Source organism: Streptomyces sp. CB01881 (assembly GCF_002953255.1).
Classification (GTDB): domain Bacteria; phylum Actinomycetota; class Actinomycetes; order Streptomycetales; family Streptomycetaceae; genus Kitasatospora.
Map to the genome: position 1 here is coordinate 10,920,072 of NZ_CP026498.1, position 16,816 is coordinate 10,936,887.

General features: G+C 70.8%; 19 protein-coding genes and 2 pseudogenes. 10 read left to right on the forward strand and 11 right to left on the reverse strand.

The features are described 5' to 3' along the window. Both C2142_RS37005 and C2142_RS37010 read right to left on the reverse strand, forming a co-directional pair. A partial coding sequence (locus C2142_RS37005) for a diguanylate cyclase (RefSeq protein ID WP_346766424.1) occupies positions 1 to 498 on the reverse strand: 498 nt, incomplete at its 3' end. Between the two features lie 143 nt (positions 499 to 641). Then, entirely contained in the window at positions 642 to 986 is a 345-nt protein-coding gene (locus tag C2142_RS37010; protein ID WP_148647138.1) for a hypothetical protein, read from the reverse strand. Positions 987 to 1,419: 433 nt separating this feature from the next. On the opposite strand from C2142_RS37010, the gene C2142_RS37015 reads away from it, so the two are divergent. Continuing rightward, a complete protein-coding gene (locus C2142_RS37015) occupies positions 1,420 to 1,758 on the forward strand; it encodes a hypothetical protein (RefSeq protein ID WP_148647139.1) in 339 nt (112 codons plus the stop codon). Positions 1,759 to 1,799: 41 nt separating this feature from the next. Next, the gene (locus C2142_RS37020) at positions 1,800 to 1,997 is read left to right on the forward strand and encodes a DUF6296 family protein (RefSeq protein ID WP_277347354.1); all 198 of its coding nucleotides are present in this window, start codon (positions 1,800 to 1,802) and stop codon (positions 1,995 to 1,997) included. Between the two features lie 309 nt (positions 1,998 to 2,306). On the opposite strand, the gene C2142_RS37025 is transcribed toward C2142_RS37020, so the two are convergent. Then, positions 2,307 to 3,200, reverse strand: a complete 894-nt coding sequence (locus C2142_RS37025) for an SDR family oxidoreductase (RefSeq protein WP_148647140.1) — start codon at positions 3,198 to 3,200, stop codon at positions 2,307 to 2,309. Positions 3,201 to 3,423: 223 nt separating this feature from the next. After that, a complete protein-coding gene (locus C2142_RS37030; RefSeq protein ID WP_148647141.1) occupies positions 3,424 to 3,579 on the reverse strand; it encodes a DUF6131 family protein in 156 nt (51 codons plus the stop codon). 409 nt (positions 3,580 to 3,988) lie between these two features. Between C2142_RS37030 and C2142_RS37035 the strand changes: the two genes are divergently transcribed. Beyond that, positions 3,989 to 4,372, forward strand: a complete 384-nt coding sequence (locus C2142_RS37035; protein ID WP_241003045.1) for a hypothetical protein — start codon at positions 3,989 to 3,991, stop codon at positions 4,370 to 4,372. Positions 4,373 to 4,456: 84 nt separating this feature from the next. Further along, positions 4,457 to 4,732 carry a DUF4235 domain-containing protein gene (locus tag C2142_RS37040; protein ID WP_241003046.1) on the forward strand — a complete coding sequence of 92 codons (276 nt, stop codon included), beginning with the start codon at positions 4,457 to 4,459 and terminating at the stop codon, positions 4,730 to 4,732. Between the two features lie 1,356 nt (positions 4,733 to 6,088). Here the strand turns inward: C2142_RS37040 and C2142_RS37045 are convergent. From C2142_RS37045 to C2142_RS41220, 6 genes and pseudogenes are all read right to left on the reverse strand, one after another. Next, entirely contained in the window at positions 6,089 to 6,244 is a 156-nt protein-coding gene (locus C2142_RS37045; RefSeq protein WP_174315813.1) for a hypothetical protein, read from the reverse strand. A gap of 1,096 nt (positions 6,245 to 7,340) precedes the next feature. Beyond that, entirely contained in the window at positions 7,341 to 7,598 is a 258-nt protein-coding gene (locus C2142_RS37050) for a DUF6221 family protein (RefSeq protein WP_148647142.1), read from the reverse strand. A gap of 50 nt (positions 7,599 to 7,648) precedes the next feature. Beyond that, a complete protein-coding gene (locus tag C2142_RS37055) occupies positions 7,649 to 9,202 on the reverse strand; it encodes an ISL3 family transposase (RefSeq protein WP_241003047.1) in 1,554 nt (517 codons plus the stop codon). A gap of 74 nt (positions 9,203 to 9,276) precedes the next feature. Beyond that, complete coding sequence (locus tag C2142_RS37060) at positions 9,277 to 9,651, reverse strand: gas vesicle protein (RefSeq protein WP_148647144.1); 375 nt, start codon at positions 9,649 to 9,651, stop codon at positions 9,277 to 9,279. Between the two features lie 44 nt (positions 9,652 to 9,695). Further along, positions 9,696 to 9,946 (reverse strand): annotated as a pseudogene (locus tag C2142_RS37065) (gas vesicle protein GvpG). Positions 9,947 to 9,964: 18 nt separating this feature from the next. Next, positions 9,965 to 10,060: a GvpL/GvpF family gas vesicle protein gene (locus C2142_RS41220; RefSeq protein WP_241003048.1), complete on the reverse strand. Its 96-nt coding sequence runs from the start codon at positions 10,058 to 10,060 to the stop codon at positions 9,965 to 9,967. A 209-nt stretch (positions 10,061 to 10,269) separates the two neighbouring features. Between C2142_RS41220 and C2142_RS41850 the strand changes: the two are divergent. The 4 genes and pseudogenes from C2142_RS41850 to C2142_RS37085 all read left to right on the forward strand — a co-directional run. Beyond that, positions 10,270 to 12,018, forward strand: a pseudogene (locus tag C2142_RS41850) (DUF4158 domain-containing protein); the annotation flags it as partial. 151 nt (positions 12,019 to 12,169) lie between these two features. After that, positions 12,170 to 13,192 (forward strand): transposase, encoded by a 1,023-nt coding sequence (locus tag C2142_RS41855; RefSeq protein ID WP_277347355.1) that lies wholly within the window; start codon positions 12,170 to 12,172, stop codon positions 13,190 to 13,192. Then, positions 13,189 to 13,842 carry a hypothetical protein gene (locus tag C2142_RS37080; protein WP_148647145.1) on the forward strand — a complete coding sequence of 218 codons (654 nt, stop codon included), beginning with the start codon at positions 13,189 to 13,191 and terminating at the stop codon, positions 13,840 to 13,842. The genes C2142_RS41855 and C2142_RS37080 overlap by 4 nt, the downstream gene beginning before the upstream one ends. A 9-nt stretch (positions 13,843 to 13,851) precedes the next feature. Continuing rightward, the gene (locus C2142_RS37085) at positions 13,852 to 14,520 is read left to right on the forward strand and encodes a recombinase family protein (RefSeq protein WP_148647146.1); all 669 of its coding nucleotides are present in this window, start codon (positions 13,852 to 13,854) and stop codon (positions 14,518 to 14,520) included. Positions 14,521 to 14,581: 61 nt separating this feature from the next. On the opposite strand, the gene C2142_RS37090 is transcribed toward C2142_RS37085, so the two are convergent. Further along, positions 14,582 to 15,211, reverse strand: a complete 630-nt coding sequence (locus tag C2142_RS37090; protein WP_148647147.1) for a helix-turn-helix domain-containing protein — start codon at positions 15,209 to 15,211, stop codon at positions 14,582 to 14,584. Between the two features lie 81 nt (positions 15,212 to 15,292). Between C2142_RS37090 and C2142_RS37095 the strand changes: the two genes are divergently transcribed. Further along, the gene (locus C2142_RS37095) at positions 15,293 to 16,045 is read left to right on the forward strand and encodes an MBL fold metallo-hydrolase (protein ID WP_148647148.1); all 753 of its coding nucleotides are present in this window, start codon (positions 15,293 to 15,295) and stop codon (positions 16,043 to 16,045) included. Between the two features lie 23 nt (positions 16,046 to 16,068). Further along, the gene (locus tag C2142_RS37100; RefSeq protein WP_148647149.1) at positions 16,069 to 16,713 is read left to right on the forward strand and encodes an NAD(P)H-binding protein; all 645 of its coding nucleotides are present in this window, start codon (positions 16,069 to 16,071) and stop codon (positions 16,711 to 16,713) included. Positions 16,714 to 16,816 lie beyond the last annotated feature (103 nt).

A 16,816-nucleotide genomic window follows, 5' to 3' on the forward strand; every position in this document is an offset into this window, starting at 1 on the left:
CGTAGGGCAGTGAACGCGGTGACGGCAGCGGCGAAGCCGGCCAGGTAGCCGGAGGGCAGCGGGCGGGACTTGGGGTGCAGGCGCCAACTGCGGGCGGGAGTCTCCGCCGTGCAGGAGGGAGGGGACCTGGTCCCAGCGCAGGCAGGTGGTGAAGGCCACGGCAGTGAGCGGGAGGACCTCGAGGAAGCTGTGGACGTGCTGCTCGATCGGGGTGATCTCCCGTTCTCCCGTGGCCGGGGATACGTCCCACACGGCGGTGGCCCCATGCACCAGATCCGCGCCCGCCACGGTGGCCGGGACCGGGTTGATCCCGGAGGTCAGGCCGAGAACGACCGGAGCGCCGGCCTCGGCCATCATCAATGCGTGGATCTGGGACTCGCGCAGGCCACGGGTGTCCTCGATCCGGGTCCGCCGGTGCATCGCCCCGTCCGCGACGGCGGGGGCGAACCACAAGGGCAGGACCCCGTAGCGGAGGAAACGCCTACTGGCGTTCTCCACGTCGCCGGAGGCGAAGCCCACCGGCAGGTCAGGGCGGCAGCGCCCACTCCTTCGCCGGAGCCGGGTGTTCGGACTGGGCGTGGGCACGGGGTCGGCCTCCGGGGGGGCGGTCAGGGCGGTCACTGTTTCCTCGGGGGCGCTGGTCAGGGGCGGTCCTCGTGGTGGCCGCACAGCCAGGCCAGCGCCTGGTAGGCGCCCAGGGCGTACGCGGGGTCCGTGCGCTCGTTCAGGGCGTCGCGCAGACGGACCGCGGCGGCCTGGCACTCGGCCAGCAGCTGCGCCCGGCACGGCCCCATGGCCCCGAGCGCGGCGGCGGTGGTGACCGGTGCCTCGCCCTGGGCTCCGGCGGCCCACCGGTAGGCCCCGAGGACCCCGTGGTCGAAACCGGTCCAGGGCTGCGGGCGCCGGTGGGCAGACTCGATCGCGTCGAACACCTCGTCCAGCGGGCGAACCCCCACGGCCGGGATCGTCCTCTCGTCACTGGTCATGTCCGCAACCTACGACGAGTCGCCGCTACCCGCCGCCGGGCGGGTGCGACGCCGCTGCATGGGCCGGCCGGGGCATTCCGGAGCGGGGATGCGTGGTGGGCGCGCGGGCGCAGAGGCGTCCGAACCGGCTGGCTCCGCCCGGACGAGGTTCTGCGGCTGCGGAGGTAGACGCTCGACCGGGTGCTGTCGGCTGGCGTGTCCGGGCCTGAACGGCCGGCCACGCAACAGGACCAGCAGGCCTGCCTGGCGGGACCAACTCCGGAGTGCAGGAGAGCCTTGGCAGGGACGCGAGGCCGCTGCAGGTGGCACCCGGATGGGGCAGTCGTACCCTGTGCCGCCGTGCGAAGTGGCGGGACAGCCAGCAGGGTGGGGCGATCGACTGTTTGCCGCGGGGCACGAGGCGGCGCCGGTTCCGTTGGTGTGAGGTGGCGTGGTGCCCGAGGAGTCCGGGGAGGCGTTCATTGCGGTGCGTGCGCGTGAGGAGATCGTCGGTGGTGCGGATGAACTCGTCCGGCGTTTCGCGGGTGGGCTGCCTGCCGAGGAGGCCGGTGCTCTCGCCGCGTACCGGTGGGCGCTGGACCCGGCAGGTCCGGCGCCGGTGACCGGCCGTGTCCTGGATGCCGTGCCGGCCGACCTGGATCTCGCGGTGGAAGAGCGCGCCGCCATCAAGGCGGCACGTGACCGCGCCAGGCCCCTCGACGAGCGGGCACGTGCGGTGGGTGCGGCCCGGGCGCTGGGCTGGATCCTCGGCTTCGCCCCGGTGAGCGGCTGAGCAGGGTGGCCACCGCGCCGTCGTTGTGCTCGGGCGGGTATGTGCTGTGGCTGCGGGATACCGCCGGTCGGGTGGGCACCTGCCCGGTCGCCGCCACCGGCCGCTTCGGCCCTGCCGGCTACCCGGTCTTCACCGGCTGCGACGGCCTCCTGCAGGTGGAGATCACCCCCGAGGGCAGCCATCGTGTGATCACCCGCCCCGCGCACACGCGGGTACTGGCCGCCGCGCCGGGCCGCTGACCGCCCGGTCCGCCGCGCTCCCGCGCATCGATCAACACCATCCTCACCCGGCTCGGCACCGAGGCCCTGAGCCGGCCCCCGCTTCCTCCTACGATCGCCTCCGGTTGGTCCGTCGCGTGGCAGAGCGGGTGGCAGCGCACCGGTCAGAGCTGGATCCCCGTCCGAGCTGAGATCAGGTCCAGACCCGTCGCTCGCCTTCTCGTAGCGGTCGGCGAACCGTCTGCCCGGAAGTTTCCGAGCCGTGCCACTTCGGTGATGGGCAGCTGGCGGGCGGAGACGCCGGCACGGCGCACTGTGGGTCCACCGAGGTCAGGGCAGGGGAGTGTCGCCGGTGGCGTTGATGATTTCGGCGGTGATGTAGGAGGACTCCTGAGAGGCGAGGAAGACATAGGCCGGGGCCATTTCGGCGGGTTGGGCGGCGCGGCCGAGAGGCGACTGCTCGCCGAAGTGGGCGACCTTCTCCTCGTCCATGGTGGCGGGGATCAGCGGTGTCCACACCGGTCCGGGGGCGACCGCGTTGACGCGGATGCCGTCGGGGGCGAGCTGCAGTGCGAGTGCCTGGGTGAAGGCGACGATGGCGGCCTTGGTCATCGCGTAGTCGAGGAGGTGGGGGCTGGGCTTGTACGCCTGGACGGAGGCGGTGTTGATGACGGAGGCGCCGGGGCGCAGGTGGGACAGGGCGGCGCGGGTGGTCCAGAACATGCCGTACAGGTTGGTTTTCATGACGCGGTCGAACTGTTCGGTGCTGATCGCGGACAGGCCCTCGGGTTGGGACATCTGGTAGGCGGCGTTGTTCACCAGGATGTCGAGGCGGCCGAACATGTCGGTGCAGCGGGCCACCAGGCCGGAGCAGAACGCTTCGTCGCGCAGGTCCCCGGCGACGGCCAGGGCGCGGCGTCCGGCATCGACGATCAGGCGGGTGGTCTCTTCGGCGTCGGCCTGTTCCTCGGACAGGTGGCAGAAGGCGATGTCTGCCCCTTCGCGGGCGAAGGCAAGGGCGACGGCGCGTCCGGTGCCGGAGTCTGCGCCGGTGATCAGGGCGACGCGTCCGGTCAGGCGGCCGGTGCCGCGGTAGCTGGTCTCGCCGTGGTCGGGGCTCGGCCGCATCTGCTCGCCGCTGCCGGGGTGGGACTGGGACTGCTCGGGGAATGGCGGCTTCGGATGCTGGTCAGTCGGGTCCTGCGGGGTGTGCAGGTCGCTCATGACGGCGGACGGTGCTCCTCGGGGCAGCGGGGCCGTGGGGCAGTGCGCGTTCGAGCGTGTGCGCGTTCGCGCGTTGGGCTGCGGCAGGCGAGTGGCCGCCAGGAGCTGTGGGCCGACGGATCGTGAGTGCGCACCGCGCGCTTCGACCGTCGGCCGGGCCCGGACCGCCCGTGGCGCCCGAGACCCATGTCGCCCCCGCGGCGGCCGTGCTGCGACCAGCGAATCAGTAGTAGTGGCGGCGCCCGCGGACGGCGTGGCCGAGGAGGCCGGCAACCCACAGGATGAGGCCGATGACGGCCAGAACGATGCCGATGGTCCACAGGATTGAGATCCCGGTGACAAAGCCGATGACGAGCAGTATGACGCCGAGGATGATCATTGGTTCTTCCCGAATTGCGTGCCCGGTGGGCAGAGGTGCCAGAGCCGTAGCGCTCGCGGACAGGGCCGCGGCCGGGCGGCTCGGCGGGCCGGCGGCCATCTGTACGTATACCGCCAGCCGGTTGAGGCAAACCGGCTGGCAGCCGCACCGCAGGTGGCCGGTGCCGTCGTACGCGGAGTTCGTGACGGGGCACTCACCGGGCCGTGCCGCCGCCGGCCGCAGGGAGCGTGCAAGGGAAAGCTCTCGGAGAGGGCGGTGGATGCCGACAGGGCACGCGGGGGTGATCGACCGCTCCGTTGCCGGGTGACAGCCGGGGGACGAACCGCGCGGCCGGGGTGTGCGCGTCGCCCGGTCGGACAGACGCGCCGGTACGGACCACATGACGGTCCTGTCGCGGAAGGCTGAGGACATGACTGCGAACAAGGCAACCCGTCACCACACGATGGACGAGGGCGAGACCAGCCGCTTCGAGGGCGCCGACCAGCACGGTTGGTCAGGCGACATCGACGCGGAGGACCAGGAGCCGAACGACAGCGCACGCCGCTCCTTCGACCCCGAAACCCACGCACCCGAACCCGGGCCGGGCCGGGAACCGTCCGAAGAGGAGCACGACGGCGTCCCCGGCGACACCGTGGAGAGCGCCGGTCGGCGCGGCGAGGACCAAGGACCCCCGAAGCACCACCGTGACCTGGGCCCCCGGGGCCCGTCCGGCCGCCCCAGCGGCCGCTACACCGCGGGCACGCGTTCCGGAGTCGACCCCGAGGGACCCGACGCTCCCGCGTCCGGCCACTGAAACGCCGTCACCCGAGTCGGATCCTGCCCGCGCGCCAGCCGGGGTGCGAGAGCGGGTTCCGGCCGAACCGCGGAAGGAGGAGCGGTGCACATCGCCACGATCACGCACAGGCCTGCCGCTCTCCTCGTCGGGGCGCTGGGCGGTGGCCCGGCCGTCGCGGTGGTCCGACGAGCCTGGAGGATCGTCGGACACGAGGAGACCGCCAAGGAGCGCCACACCTGGCGCAGGGGCCTGCTCGCCGCCGCCCTCCGGGGTGCCGTCTTCGCTCTGCTGAAGGCGGCACTGGGCCGGGGCGCAGGCATCGGAAAGATCCGTCCCGCCAGTAGCCCCCCGACGACGCCCTCCTGCCGGATCCGGTGACCGACGCCTGCCGACACGGCACGCCCCCCGAGAACTGTTCACCGACTACCGAACCGGCCTGCCGCGCATCGCGGGGCCGTAGCGCCGACTGGCGTGGTCGCCGGGCCGGGCCCGGGGCTGCGGGGATGGTTTCCCGGTCGTCTGCCAGCCCTGGCCATCGCGCGTGAGTTCCCACGCGTCCCACGCTGCGATGGCACGTCGAGGCAGTGTGGGACGGGTAGGCGGTGCCCCCTGTTCGGCCCGGCTTCAGGGCCCGGCACGCAGGTGTTCGAAGCCGCGGGATCCGCAGGGGTAGCCGGCCGGGTCGCCGCCCGGCCCCGCTCACCGCTCAGCATCAGGGTTGGTCACCGCTGTATCCGATCAGCCAGGCCAGTGCGCGGACCACTCCGAGCCCGAAGTTGCGGTCCTGCGGGCCGATATCCGCCTGTTGTGCACCCGCCGCAGAGCCGCACGTTCCTCGCCCTGCAACTGGTCGTCGCTCGGCAGATCTCCCACCAGCAGAGCCCCGCTGACCGGAGCCACAGGCCGTCGGCCAGCTGCCCACTCGTACGCGGCCACGCCCTGCAGAGCGGGAGTCAGCGGCTGCGGTCCGCCCGCCAGCCTCGCGATCGCGGCCGCCACCTCGACCATGTCCCGAACACCGGCCGGGGCCGGCTCCTCGCTGGACAAGCGCCCACCGTAGCCGCGCAGTCTCCGGCGATCCGTACAGCGCACGGCACGGCCTGCCCGTCAGGTCCCGGAAACGGGCCGTCAGGACATGCCTGCGCCTTTGACGGCCGATCCTGATCGGTGGAGCCTCGCAGCCCGGGAGAGGCGGCAGGTCCGGCAGAAGCGGTGTCGGCCGGTGAGGCGGTCGCCCTGGGAGGGGTGGCGCCGGTGGCAGCGGCTCGGTTGCCGTGGAAACGGCGGTCATGATCTCAGCTCTCCTCTACCGACCCCGCCCGTAACACCGGCCACCCGAATCCGGCGCAGCAACGCCCCGTTCCACCCGGGCCCGCGGCCGGCCATCCCCCGGAAGGACCCGACTTGCGGCACCTCGCGACCCGCGGCCGCGCCCCTGCCGCCGAACGCCGAGATCGCCTACCGCACTCTGCTCGTCCAGCTCCCTGCAGAATGCGAGGTCGGCCTTCGCCGGCCTGTGTTCGATCTACGCCTGCCAGACAGGTCCTGCCACTCCGGTCAGCGGCCCCAGCACACCTGACCGCTGCCGTGAGTGGCACTGCCCGGGCTGCTCCGGGCGCCAGATTGCGGTCGTCTGCAGGCGAGATCGGCGGATCGCGGTTCGGATTTCAGGCGTGGCTGGGCGAGCCGGGACCCCCCGGGGGCGGGGCAGGGCGGGCCAGGGTGGTGGCGGGTTCAGCGTGCGGTGCGTCGACGCCGAGCGGCGAGGTAGACCACATCGGCGATGAGGACCACGATGCCGATGGCGAGGAGCCAGAGCAGGCCGTGCACGGCGACGCCGACCAGGCCCAGCACGATGGCGATGATGACGATCAGGAGGAAGAGGGCCATGATGCGCCGCCTCACAGAGGGTGGTTCAGCCGTGGACGGGGGGACGTCGCTCCTTCCGGCACCGTCTCGGCGGCGGACAGTCGCGAAGCGTGTGAGCACGGCTCGTGGGGAGCCTCTGCCCGCTGGGCCCGAATCCACACGGCCGGTGCAGCCCTTGCCGGCTGGGGCCAGCGGTGGCGAGCGATGAGCAGTGGGTGGCGGCGGTCGTGGAGTCGAAATCGAAATCGATCTGTCGGCGGTCGACGCCGTGGGTGTGGCCCGAACGGCGCCTGGGATGTTGCCGTGCTGTGGCGGGGGAGGTGATCGGCAGGCAGGGTCTACCGGCTGGAGAGGGGTTCATTGCATGGCTTCAGGACAGCGGAATCTGACCGTGATCGTTGACCTGGGACCCGCGTGTGGATGAGGAGACTGCGACGCGGGCCCGGCGTGTGGTGGTGGCGTATGCGCGTGATGCCGAGGACTTGGAGCTGCTGCTGGATGCCCTTGGTTTCGGGCAGCCGCGGTGGTGAGCCGCGGGCAGAAGGGAACTGTCCGCCCGGTCATGCAGGACGACGGGGTCAGCCGGCTCTGTGTGACCCAGCCGCTCCCGTCCCGCGCCCGCGACGGCTCCCGTGGGAGGGGACTGTCCGCTCGGCAGCGTGCACGCTGAAGTCTCGTGCTCCAACCCGTGGATCACCGGATGCATCGTGAGCCCGACGACGCCGCGCCGACCCGCCCTCGGCAGCCAGCGGCTGACGGACTCCGGCATTGGGTGGCGGGGCGCCGTGCCGGCCCTGTGGTCTGGGAGTCACGGGCGGAGGGACGCGACGGCGTGCTCCCCGCCGGTGTCCAGGGCGACGGCGTAGGTGTACGCGAGGGCTGGTTCATGACTCGTCCCCCGGGGCGGGGCGGGCGCGGGGCGATGTCCGCTTCGCACGTGCCGGCCGGCGCACAGGCTTCTCATCGGTGGCCGCGGCAGGAGGCAGGGCCGCCTCGGCCCGCAGGGCCTCCAGTTGTTCGCGCAGGCGCCGGTTCTCCTCCTCCAGCGTGTGGACGATCATGTAATTCGGCTCTGGCGAAGATCTTGTGGCGCCCCATGGTCTTTCGCTTGGACGTTCTAGGGTCGCCACTCCGCCTGGTAGTCGGGGTGCTCAGCGTAAGACTGTGCGAGCACGCGGAGGGCATACCTGAGACCGGTGAACCGTGCGTCGGACGGATCCATGGCCTCGTAGTCCCGAGCCAACTTATCGACCATGTCGAGCATCGGCAGATGGCTGTCGAGGAGAGCATCACCTCCGAAGCGGTAGGCCACCTCGGCGTAGGCATGGTTGTCCGCCTCATTACGGGCGTGAAGGAATTTCAGGAGGTTGTCCACGAGGTGATTTTCGCCCACCTCCGGCGATGGCGACGAGGTCCTTCCCCGCCTTAAGGCCGGAGGAGGACGCGGATACGGAGGAGGTCGAGTTTGGCCCGGCCGTAACCGGCGCGCTTGAGGAGCTTGACTCGCGTCACCTGGCCTTCGACCTGGCCCGAGCTCCAAGGGCTGGACAGCCCTGCGACCACGGCGTCCTGGTCCCGGCGAAGGCCGGCGATGAGCGAGTGGAGCGCGGGTAGGTCGTCGGCGATGACACGGTTCATCCAGTCGGGCAGCAGGTCGCCGCGCCGGTCCTGGAGCATGCCGGCGAAGTCCCGGACGTGCCGGGCCGCAGCGTCGAGGTGTGGGCAGGCGGCCCGGATCTCCTTGAGCTCCTGGGCATCGTCGGCGCGGAGGCGGGCCGGGTCGGTCATGATCCAGCGGACCACTCGGCGGGGCCGCGGGGCAGGTCGGAGCGTCACAGGGGGCGTGTGCCGCTTTGCGTGCCGTAGGTAGCGGCGGACGGTCTGGATGCCCCCGCGAAAACCGAGTTCTTGGAGTTCGCGGTGGAGCCGGGGGATGTCGTGACAGCCCTCGTTCCAGCGTTGGTGCAGGTGAGGCTTGTACTCGTCGAGGATGGACTGCCGGTTGGCCGCGTTGACCAGCAGCTCGTCGATACCCGTGGCGCGGGCGAAGCGGCGCACGGTGGAGTGGTCCAGTCGCAGTTCCTGGCTGATCGCCGTCAGGGACTTGCCTTCGGCCAGCCGTTCCTGCACCGCCGCGTACCGTTCCTTGGTGCGGGCGACCAGACGCCGCGGGCGGCCGAGGCAGTCGTGCATCCCGGCCGGAGGGCCGAAGGGCTGCGTCGCGTCGCCGGCTCTGGCCGGTTCAGCGGCCGGACTTGCCGCGAACGCGGACCGGATGCAGCCGTGGTGCGACCCGACGGTCTTCTCCACCGCCTCGGCAACGTTCCGCCACAGGTGCCACCCATCAGCGACCTGGACGGCTTGCGGGGCGCCGGTCCTGGCGCCTTCGGCGTAGGCCCCTGCCCGGTCCCGGCAAATGATCTCAACCTCCGGATGCCCAGCCAGCCAGGCTGCCAGCGGGTCGGCCTCCCTGCTCGGCAGCACGTCGACCGGCCGGCGGGCCTCCAGGTCCACCAGGACGGTGGCGTACGAGTCGCCCTTGCGCAGGGCGAAGTCGTCCACGCCCAGCACCCGCACCGGGGCCTGGGGAGGATCGGGCACGCTACGAAGCAGCTGCAGCAGGGTGTCCTTCGCGGCACGCATGCCCAGCAATGCGGCCAGGCGGGCGCCGGGTCGGCCGGCGAGCGCGCACGCGATGGACAGCAGCACCGATCGCAGCAGCGGGGTCTTGCGGGCGTGCGGCATGGTGAGCCCCTCAACCTGCTCGGCGAAAGTCACCGCGGAGCAGGCGCCATTCAGGCAGCGGAAGCGGCGCACGACCAGCTCGACAACCACCGCCCTGCCACCGACCGCCGCATCCGCCAGTCGCCGGACGTACCGCCCATGCACCCGCCCCGACGGCCTGGAGCAGTGTGGACATATCGCCCCGGCCTCCCGCGCGTGGGCATGCAGGACGATCTGGGCCGTCGGCTGCTGCACGAACTCGACTACGACACCCGCCAGATGAGGAAGAAGGGCCTCAAGATTCCGCGAACTGCACGCCTGACATCATGTCAGTCCACCCAGGCGCCACGGGCCCGATCACAAGATCTTCGACAGAGCCGAATTGCGTGACGCTGGACCCCACGGAGCTGGGGAATTTTGTGATCGCTGACATCCCGCGTTCCGGCGCGGGAGGACAGCGAAGGGTCGTGCTCCCACCAGTCGATGCCCATCTCCTTGGCCTTGTCGACGGAGGCGATCAGCAGGCGCAGCTTGATGGTGAGCAGTTCGATGTCGAGGAGATTGATCTGGATGTCCCCGGCGATGACGATGCCCTTGTCGAGCACGCGTTCCAGGATGTCGGCGAGGCTGGCCGAGGACTGCCTCCCGGGCGGTTCCGCCCGGGAGGGGAAGGAGCCGAGGCGTCGGGCGACGGGGTCGGTCACGGTCGTGTCGCCTCCTTCCCCGGCCGGGGCTGCGCGGTGTGCGGTCAGGTGCCGGTCTGCTGCCGGTGGGCCCTGATCTCGTCCAGCCGGTCGAGGAGTTCGTCCTCGCGCCGGTCGAAGGTCTCGTCGTCGATCTCACCGGCGAGGAGTGCCCTCTTCAGATCGGCGAGCTCCCGTTGGACGGGGGCGGGTCGTAGTACTCGTCCTCGGCGGTCTCCACCACGCGTTCCAGCACCCAGACGGTGCCGCGCAGCGGTGCGAGCGGGAGGGTGAGGATCTGGGTGAGCAGGCCCATGGCGACGTTCTCCTTGCCTCAGACGAAGCTGTAGGCGGGCAGGGGGCCGTGCAGCCGGAAGTCGAAGTCGTCGCCGAGTTCGGCGGTGAGGCCCTTCTCGGCCGCGAGGAACACCTGCTCGTGCCCCGGTCCACCAGGAAGGGCCCCGGTGTCCTATCCGTGACCCACGGTGCAAAGTAGCTGCCGCTGACCTCCGACCTCCCGTTGCTTCGGGCCCCGCCTGTTCGTTAGGCCGAACGAGTAGTCGGTGGAGGGTAGGGGTTCATGCGCCGGGAGTGGTCGCCCGAGGATGTGGTGGCGTGTTGGACGCCGGTGGGGAGTGACTGGGACCTGGTCGCGAACAAGTCGGGCCCGACCCGGCTCGGCTTCGTGCTGATGCTGAAGTATTTCGAGCTGGAGGGCCGGTTCCCCCAGTTCCTGGAGGAGTTCCCCCGGCCGCGGTCGACTACGTCGCCGACGTGGTCAAGGTGCCGGGAGGGGACCTGGCGAAGTACGACCTGTCGTCCCGGTCCGCGAAGGGGCACCGTACGCAGATCCGTGAAGCCCTCGGTTTCCGCCCGTCGACCCGCGCCGACGAGGAACGGCTGACCGGCTGGCTCGCCGATGAGGTCTGCCCCGTCGAGCTGGTCGAGGACCGGCTGCGCCAGGCCCTGCTCGTGCAGTGTCGCAGCGACCGCATCGAGCCCCCGGGCCGTATCGAGCGGATCGTGGCCGCCGCGCGGGCGCGGGCGGACCGGGTCTTCTGCGCGAGGACCGTCGCACGCCTGGGTGACGTGTGCGCCCGGCGCCTGCTGGAGCTGGTGGCGGAGGGCAATGAGGACGGCACCGCGCTGCTGGCCGCGCTGAAGCGGGACCCCGGCGCGGTGGGGCTTGACTCGCTCCTGACGGAGATCACCAAGCTGACCGCCGTCCGGCATCTGGGTCTGCCGGAGGGACTGTTCGCGGACTGCTCGGAGAAGCTGGTGGCCGCCTGGCGGGCACGGGCGATCAAGATGTACCCCTCGGACTTCCGGGATGCGGGGGAGGACGTACGGACGACGCTGCTGGCCGCGCTGTGCGCGTCCCGCCAGGGTGAGATCACCGATGCCCTGGTGGAACTGCTGGTCGCCTTGGTCCACAAGATCAACGCCCGTGCCGAGCGGCGGGTGGAGAAGCAGCTCACCGCCGAGTTGAAGAAGGTCCGCGGCAAGGAGGGCATCCTCTTCAAGCTGGCGACGGCCGCAGTCGACAAGCCCGACGAGGTCGTACGCCGGGCACTGTTCCCGGTGGTCGGGGAGAGGACACTGCGCGAGCTGGTGGCCGAGGCGAAGGCGAACGAGAAGGTCTTCAAGGCCAAGGTCCGCGCCACCCTGCGCTCCTCGTACAGCTCGTACTACCGGCAGATGCTGCCGCCGCTGCTGAACACGCTGGGCTTCCAGTGCAACAACACCGCCTACCGGCCGGTGATGGACGCGCTCGCGCTGCTGGCCAGGTACGCCGACGTCGATGGCAAGACCCGCTTCTACGACGCCGGCGACGTGGTGCCGCTGGACGGCGTCGTGCGCAAGGACTGGCGCGAGGCGGTCGTCGACGACAAGAGCCGCGTCGAGCGCATCCCGTACGAGCTGTGCGTCCTGGTGGCACTGCGGGACGCGATCCGCCGCCGGGAGATCTACATCAAGGGCGCCAGGCGGTGGGGCGACCCGGAGGACGACCTGCCCGGCGACTTCGAGTCGGCCCGCACCGTGCACTACGCCGCGATCCGGCAGCCCGAGGACCCCAAGGAGTTCATCGCCGGGCTGAAGCGGCGGATGACGGACGGCCTGGACCGGCTGTCGGCCGCGCTCGCGGACGGCTCGGCGGGCGGGGTGAAGGTCACCACCCGCAAGGGCGAGCCGTGGATCACGGTGCCCAAGCTGGAGCCGCTGGACGAGCCCACCGGACTTGCGGCCCTCAAGGACGAGGTCGTACGACGATGGGGCGTGCTCGACCTCCTGGACGTGCTGAAGAACGCTGACTTCCTCACCGGCTTCACCGACGAGTTCACCTCGGTCGCCGCCTACGAGCGCATCGACCGCGCGACCCTCCAGCGGCGCCTGCTGCTCGCGCTGTTCGCCCTGGGCACCAATATGGGCATCCGGGCGATCGTGGCGACCGGCGAGCACGGCGAGACCGAAGCCGCCGCGCCACGTGCGCCGGCACTTCATCACCGTCGACAACCTCCGCGCCGCCGTCACCCGGCTGGTGAACGGCACCTTCGCGGCCCGCGACGCCGACTGGTGGGGCCAGGGCACCGCGTGCGCGTCGGACTCGAAGAAGTTCGGGTCCTGGTCCAGCAACTTCATGACCGAGTACCACGCCCGCTACGGCGGCAACGGCGTGATGATCTACTGGCACGTCGAGAAGAAGAACGTCTGCATCTACTCCCAGCTGAAGTCCTGTTCGTCGTCCGAGGTTGCGGCGATGATCGAGGGCCTGCTGCGGCACTGCACGGACGCCGAGATCGAGTCCCAGTACGTCGACACCCACGGCGCCTCGGTGGTCGGGTTCGCCTTCACCGAGCTGCTGAACTTCAGGCTGCTGCCGAGGCTGAAGAACATCGGCAGCATCCGCCTGTACCGCCCGGACGACGCCCCGCCGGGCTGGCCGGCGCTCGGCGGCTCGCTGACCCGGCCGATCCGCTGGGAGCTGATCGAGCAGCAGTACGACCAGATGGTCAAGTACGCCACCGCGCTCCGGCTCGGCACGGCGGAGGCGAAACAGGTGCTGCGGCGCTTCACCCGCGGCGGCCCCAAGCACCCCACCTACGCAGCCCTCGAAGAACTCGGCCGCGCAGTTCGTACGGTCTTCGCCTGTGACTACCTCGCCAGCCCCGGCCTGCGCCGGGAGATCCACGGCGGGCTCCAGGTCGTAGAGAACTGGAACAGCGCGAACACCGTGCTCCACTACGGCAAGGACGGAGCCCTGACCGGCCCCGACAAAGAGCACGCCGAGACCTCAATGCTCGCCCTGCACCTGCTCCAGTCCAGCCTCGTGCACGTCAACACCCTGCTGCTCCAGCAGGTCCTGGCCGAGCCGAAGTGGGCGAACAAGCTGAGCGCCGAGGACCGGCGCGGCCTGACGGCGCTGTTCTGGTCGAACATCAACCCCTACGGCATCTTCCGCCTGGACATGGACAAGCGGCTCGACCTGGTGTCGGCCGCCGCCGTGCCCCGCCCCCGCACCCCGGCGGACACTCCCGCCCGTACGACCACGGAGACGCGATGAGCCAGATCCACGACTTTCAGGACCTCACCGCCCCCCGGATGAACGAGGCCGCGTGGCGGGCCCACGATCTGTTGCGGGCCTACGCCGCACGCGACCGCGCTGCGATCGTTGAACACCTCGCGCACCTGGAGGACGACCAGCTGGAGTTCGCCAGGGGCGTGGTCGCGAACTCCTACAACGACACCCGCGGGGTTCTGCGGGACACCGGGCGCCCGCACAACCCGATCACCCTCGTGCGGGAGGTCGACACTGTGGCCCGCTTCGCACCCGCCGAGCACGAGTTCGCGGTCACCACCGCCGCCCGCCGCCTCGCCCGGGGCGAAGCGAAGATGCAGGAAGTCATCGACGTCATGGACGTCCGCGACCGCATCCACACCCTCGCCGTCTACACCCTGGCCCTGCTCCTCGCCGTCTTCAGCCGCAAGCGGGTGCAGAACATGCTCGACACGCCGCCCAGACGACCGAGGCGATCGGCGGTCGGCCGCGCCCGTACAGCGTCGCGTGACGCCGTCCCGCCCCTCCGGGCCTTCAAGAAACGTTCGTTTTCTGAAGATCACCCTGCGGGGCCGCCCAGACCGTTCAGGGCCTTCAAAAACCCCTTCAAAAACCAGGATTATTCAACAACTCCGGACCACCGTTTTCTGACATGATCCGGGGTCATGACCGCCCTCGAACCGGCCGACGGGCCGGACCTTCTCGTCGCCGAACCGCTCGTCCGCACCGAAATCAAGATCGGATACGCCCGAGTCTCCACCGGCGGACAGAAGCTCGAACGGCAGATCGACGCGCTCACCGCCGCCGGGTGCCGGAAGATCTTCGCGGACAAGAAGTCCGGCAAGAACGCGCTGCGCCCCGAGCTGAAGGCGTGCCACGCCTTCCTCGACCCCGGCGACACCCTCGTGGTCCCCTCGCTTGACCGCTATGGCCGCAGCCTCCAGGACCTCATCAACATGGTCGCCGAGCTGCGCGAGCGCGGGATCGGCTTCACCTCGCTGCACGAGAACCTGGACACCACCACCCCCGGCGGCCGGCTCGTCTTCCACGTCTTCGCCGCCCTCGCGGAGTTCATCCGCGAACTCATCGTCATCGGCACCAACGAGGGCCTGGCCGCAGCCCGCGCCCGGGGCCGCGTCGGCGGACGCCCCACAGTCGCCACCGAGGAAGTCATCCGGGCCGCACGCGACCTGCTGCCCGACCCCGGCCGCTCCATCACCTCGATCGCCAAGCTGCTCGGCGTCTCCCCGGGCACCCTGTACAACCACATCCCCGACCTACGCGAACTGCGCGCGGGCGCCGGCCCCCGCCAGCTCGAAGCCCCCGCGAAGTAGCCCAGCACGAGCAAGATCAATCTCAGCGGCACTCTCTGTACGGCAACTACTCACACCCGGATCAGCGGGGCAGGATGCGCAGTACTGCCTCGTGTTCGCCGCTGAGCCGCAGGCCTTGCTGTACTGCGGCGCTCAGATCGAGGTCGCCGAGCAGGGTCGCGGCCAGCAGGTGCGGCGGTCCGGTCAGGGACGCGGTGGGGTGGTCGACCCGGCCGGCGTGTGTGTGCACTGAGCCGTCCTTGACTTCGATGACCAGGTCTTCGTTGCCGTCGGCGTGCAGTTGCAGGGCGATTGCCGGCTGGTCGGGGCGGTGGTCGGTCAGTGCCCGGGCGGGCATGTCCAGCCAGTGGGTGCGGAAGGTGTCGCTGCCGCCCGGCTCACGCAGCAGCGGCACGCCCCACCGGCTCAGCTCTTGCAGCACCGGCTCCAGCGCGCGGCCACGCTCGGTGAGGGAGAACAGGGTGGTGGCCACCGGCGGCGGGGCGGCCTCGCGGTGGACCAGTCCGGCTTCCCCGAGTTCGCGGAGCCGGTCGACCAGCAGGTTGCTGGCGATCCCGGGCAGCCCGTTGCGCAGGTCGGTGTGCCGGCACGGACCCAGGGCGAGCAGTTCACGGACGATCAGCAGGGTCCATCGGTCGCCGATGGTGTCCAGTGCTTTCGCGATGCCGCAGTACTGCCCGTAGGTACGCATGCCGCCACCCTACATCGTGGTGTTGAGATTCAAAACTCTCTTGTTGACTTTCTCAACAACGTCGGTCTAGCGTCGCTGCCCATGACTCCCACCCTTTCCGTGCGTCGGCTGGCCTGGGCTGGCGTCGAGATCCGTCTCGGCGACACCCGCCTGCTGATCGACCCGCTCGAGAACGTCGCTCCGCTGGCGCCGGTGATGGGACCGCCGCGCCGGCCGGTCGACCCGGTCGATACCCCGCCCGGCACCCACGCCCTGATCACCCACCTGCACCCCGACCACTACGACCGCGACCTGATCGCCCGGATCGCGGCCACCGGCACGATCGGCTGCCACACCCCGAGCGCGGCGGCGCTGCACGAGGTGGGCATCACCCCCGTTGCCCAGGACCTGGGCCGGTCGCGCCGCATCGGAGCGCTGACCGTCACCCCGGTGACCTCGCTGGACTGGCGCGGCAACGACTGTGACCAGGTTGCCTGGGTCGTCGAAGGCGCCGGCCGGCGGGTCGTCCACTGCGGCGACACCCAGTGGCACGGCAGCTGGTGGCAGATCGCCCGCGACCACGGCCCGTTCGATGTCGCGTTCGTCCCGGTCAACGGCGTCATCGCCCACTTCGAGGGCTACGCGGCCAACGTCCCGGCGACCATGACCCCCGAGCAGGGCGTCGAGGCCGCCGTCGCACTCGGCGCCGGCACCGTCTGCGCCATGCACTACGGCCTGTTCCACAACCCGCCGTTCTACACCGAACAACCCGACATCGAGCAGCGCTTCCAGCACGCCGCCGACGAGCGCGGCATCACCGCGGCCATCATCGCCGACGGCCAGCCCGTCCTCTGACGATCAGAAGCAAGGAGCACCACATGAAGATCGTCCTGTTCGGTGCCAGTGGCAACATCGGCCGGCCCACCACCGAGGAACTACTGCGTCGCGGCCACACCGTCACCGCGGTCACCCGAGCCGGCCACGTCGACGGACTCAAGCACAAGGCCCTGACCGTGACCACCGGTGACGTCACAGACGCCGCCGCGGTCGCCGGCTTCGCCGCCTCCCACGACGCCGTACTGTCGGCCGTCGGCCCCCGGATCGGCCAGGAGAACGACCGCGCCACGATCGTCGGTGCCGCCCGTGCGCTGATCGACGGACTCCGCCGAGCCGGCGTCACCCGCCTGGTCACCATCGGCGGCGCCGGTAGCCTGCGCACGCCGACCGGCGCCCGGGTCATGGACGACCCGGACTTCCCCGCGCTGTGGAAGGCCAACGCCGAGGCCCAGTCCGAAGCGCTCGACCTCTACCGCGGCGTGCACGACCTCGACTGGACGTACGTGTCGCCCGCCGCGGTCATCGGAGCGGGCGAGCGGACCGGGGCCTACCGCAGCGCCGGGGACACCCTGCTCACCGACGACGACGGCAACAGCCGCATCTCGTACGCCGACTACGCGATCGCCTTGGCCGACACGATCGAGAGCGGCACCGCGATCCGCCGCCGCATCACCGTGGCGTACTGAGCCATGAGCAACGACGCCGCCGGCCGGCACACCCGAGTCATCGTCCTGCTCGCAGCGCTCGTGGCCCTGGGACCACTGTCCATCGACGGCTACCTGCCCGGAC

Coding starts and splice junctions, on each gene's coding strand:
- C2142_RS37045 (WP_174315813.1), bottom strand. CDS start 6,244: ATGGCCCTCTTCCTCCTGATCGTCATCATCGCCATCGTGCTGGGCCTG.
- C2142_RS37080 (WP_148647145.1), top strand. CDS start 13,189: ATGAGCCAGATCCACGACTTTCAGGACCTCACCGCCCCCCGGATGAAC.
- C2142_RS37085 (WP_148647146.1), top strand. CDS start 13,852: ATGACCGCCCTCGAACCGGCCGACGGGCCGGACCTTCTCGTCGCCGAA.
- C2142_RS37035 (WP_241003045.1), top strand. CDS start 3,989: ATGACTGCGAACAAGGCAACCCGTCACCACACGATGGACGAGGGCGAG.
- C2142_RS37095 (WP_148647148.1), top strand. CDS start 15,293: ATGACTCCCACCCTTTCCGTGCGTCGGCTGGCCTGGGCTGGCGTCGAG.
- C2142_RS37030 (WP_148647141.1), bottom strand. CDS start 3,579: ATGATCATCCTCGGCGTCATACTGCTCGTCATCGGCTTTGTCACCGGG.
- C2142_RS37090 (WP_148647147.1), bottom strand. CDS start 15,211: ATGCGTACCTACGGGCAGTACTGCGGCATCGCGAAAGCACTGGACACC.
- C2142_RS37100 (WP_148647149.1), top strand. CDS start 16,069: ATGAAGATCGTCCTGTTCGGTGCCAGTGGCAACATCGGCCGGCCCACC.
- C2142_RS37010 (WP_148647138.1), bottom strand. CDS start 986: ATGACCAGTGACGAGAGGACGATCCCGGCCGTGGGGGTTCGCCCGCTG.
- C2142_RS37025 (WP_148647140.1), bottom strand. CDS start 3,200: ATGAGCGACCTGCACACCCCGCAGGACCCGACTGACCAGCATCCGAAG.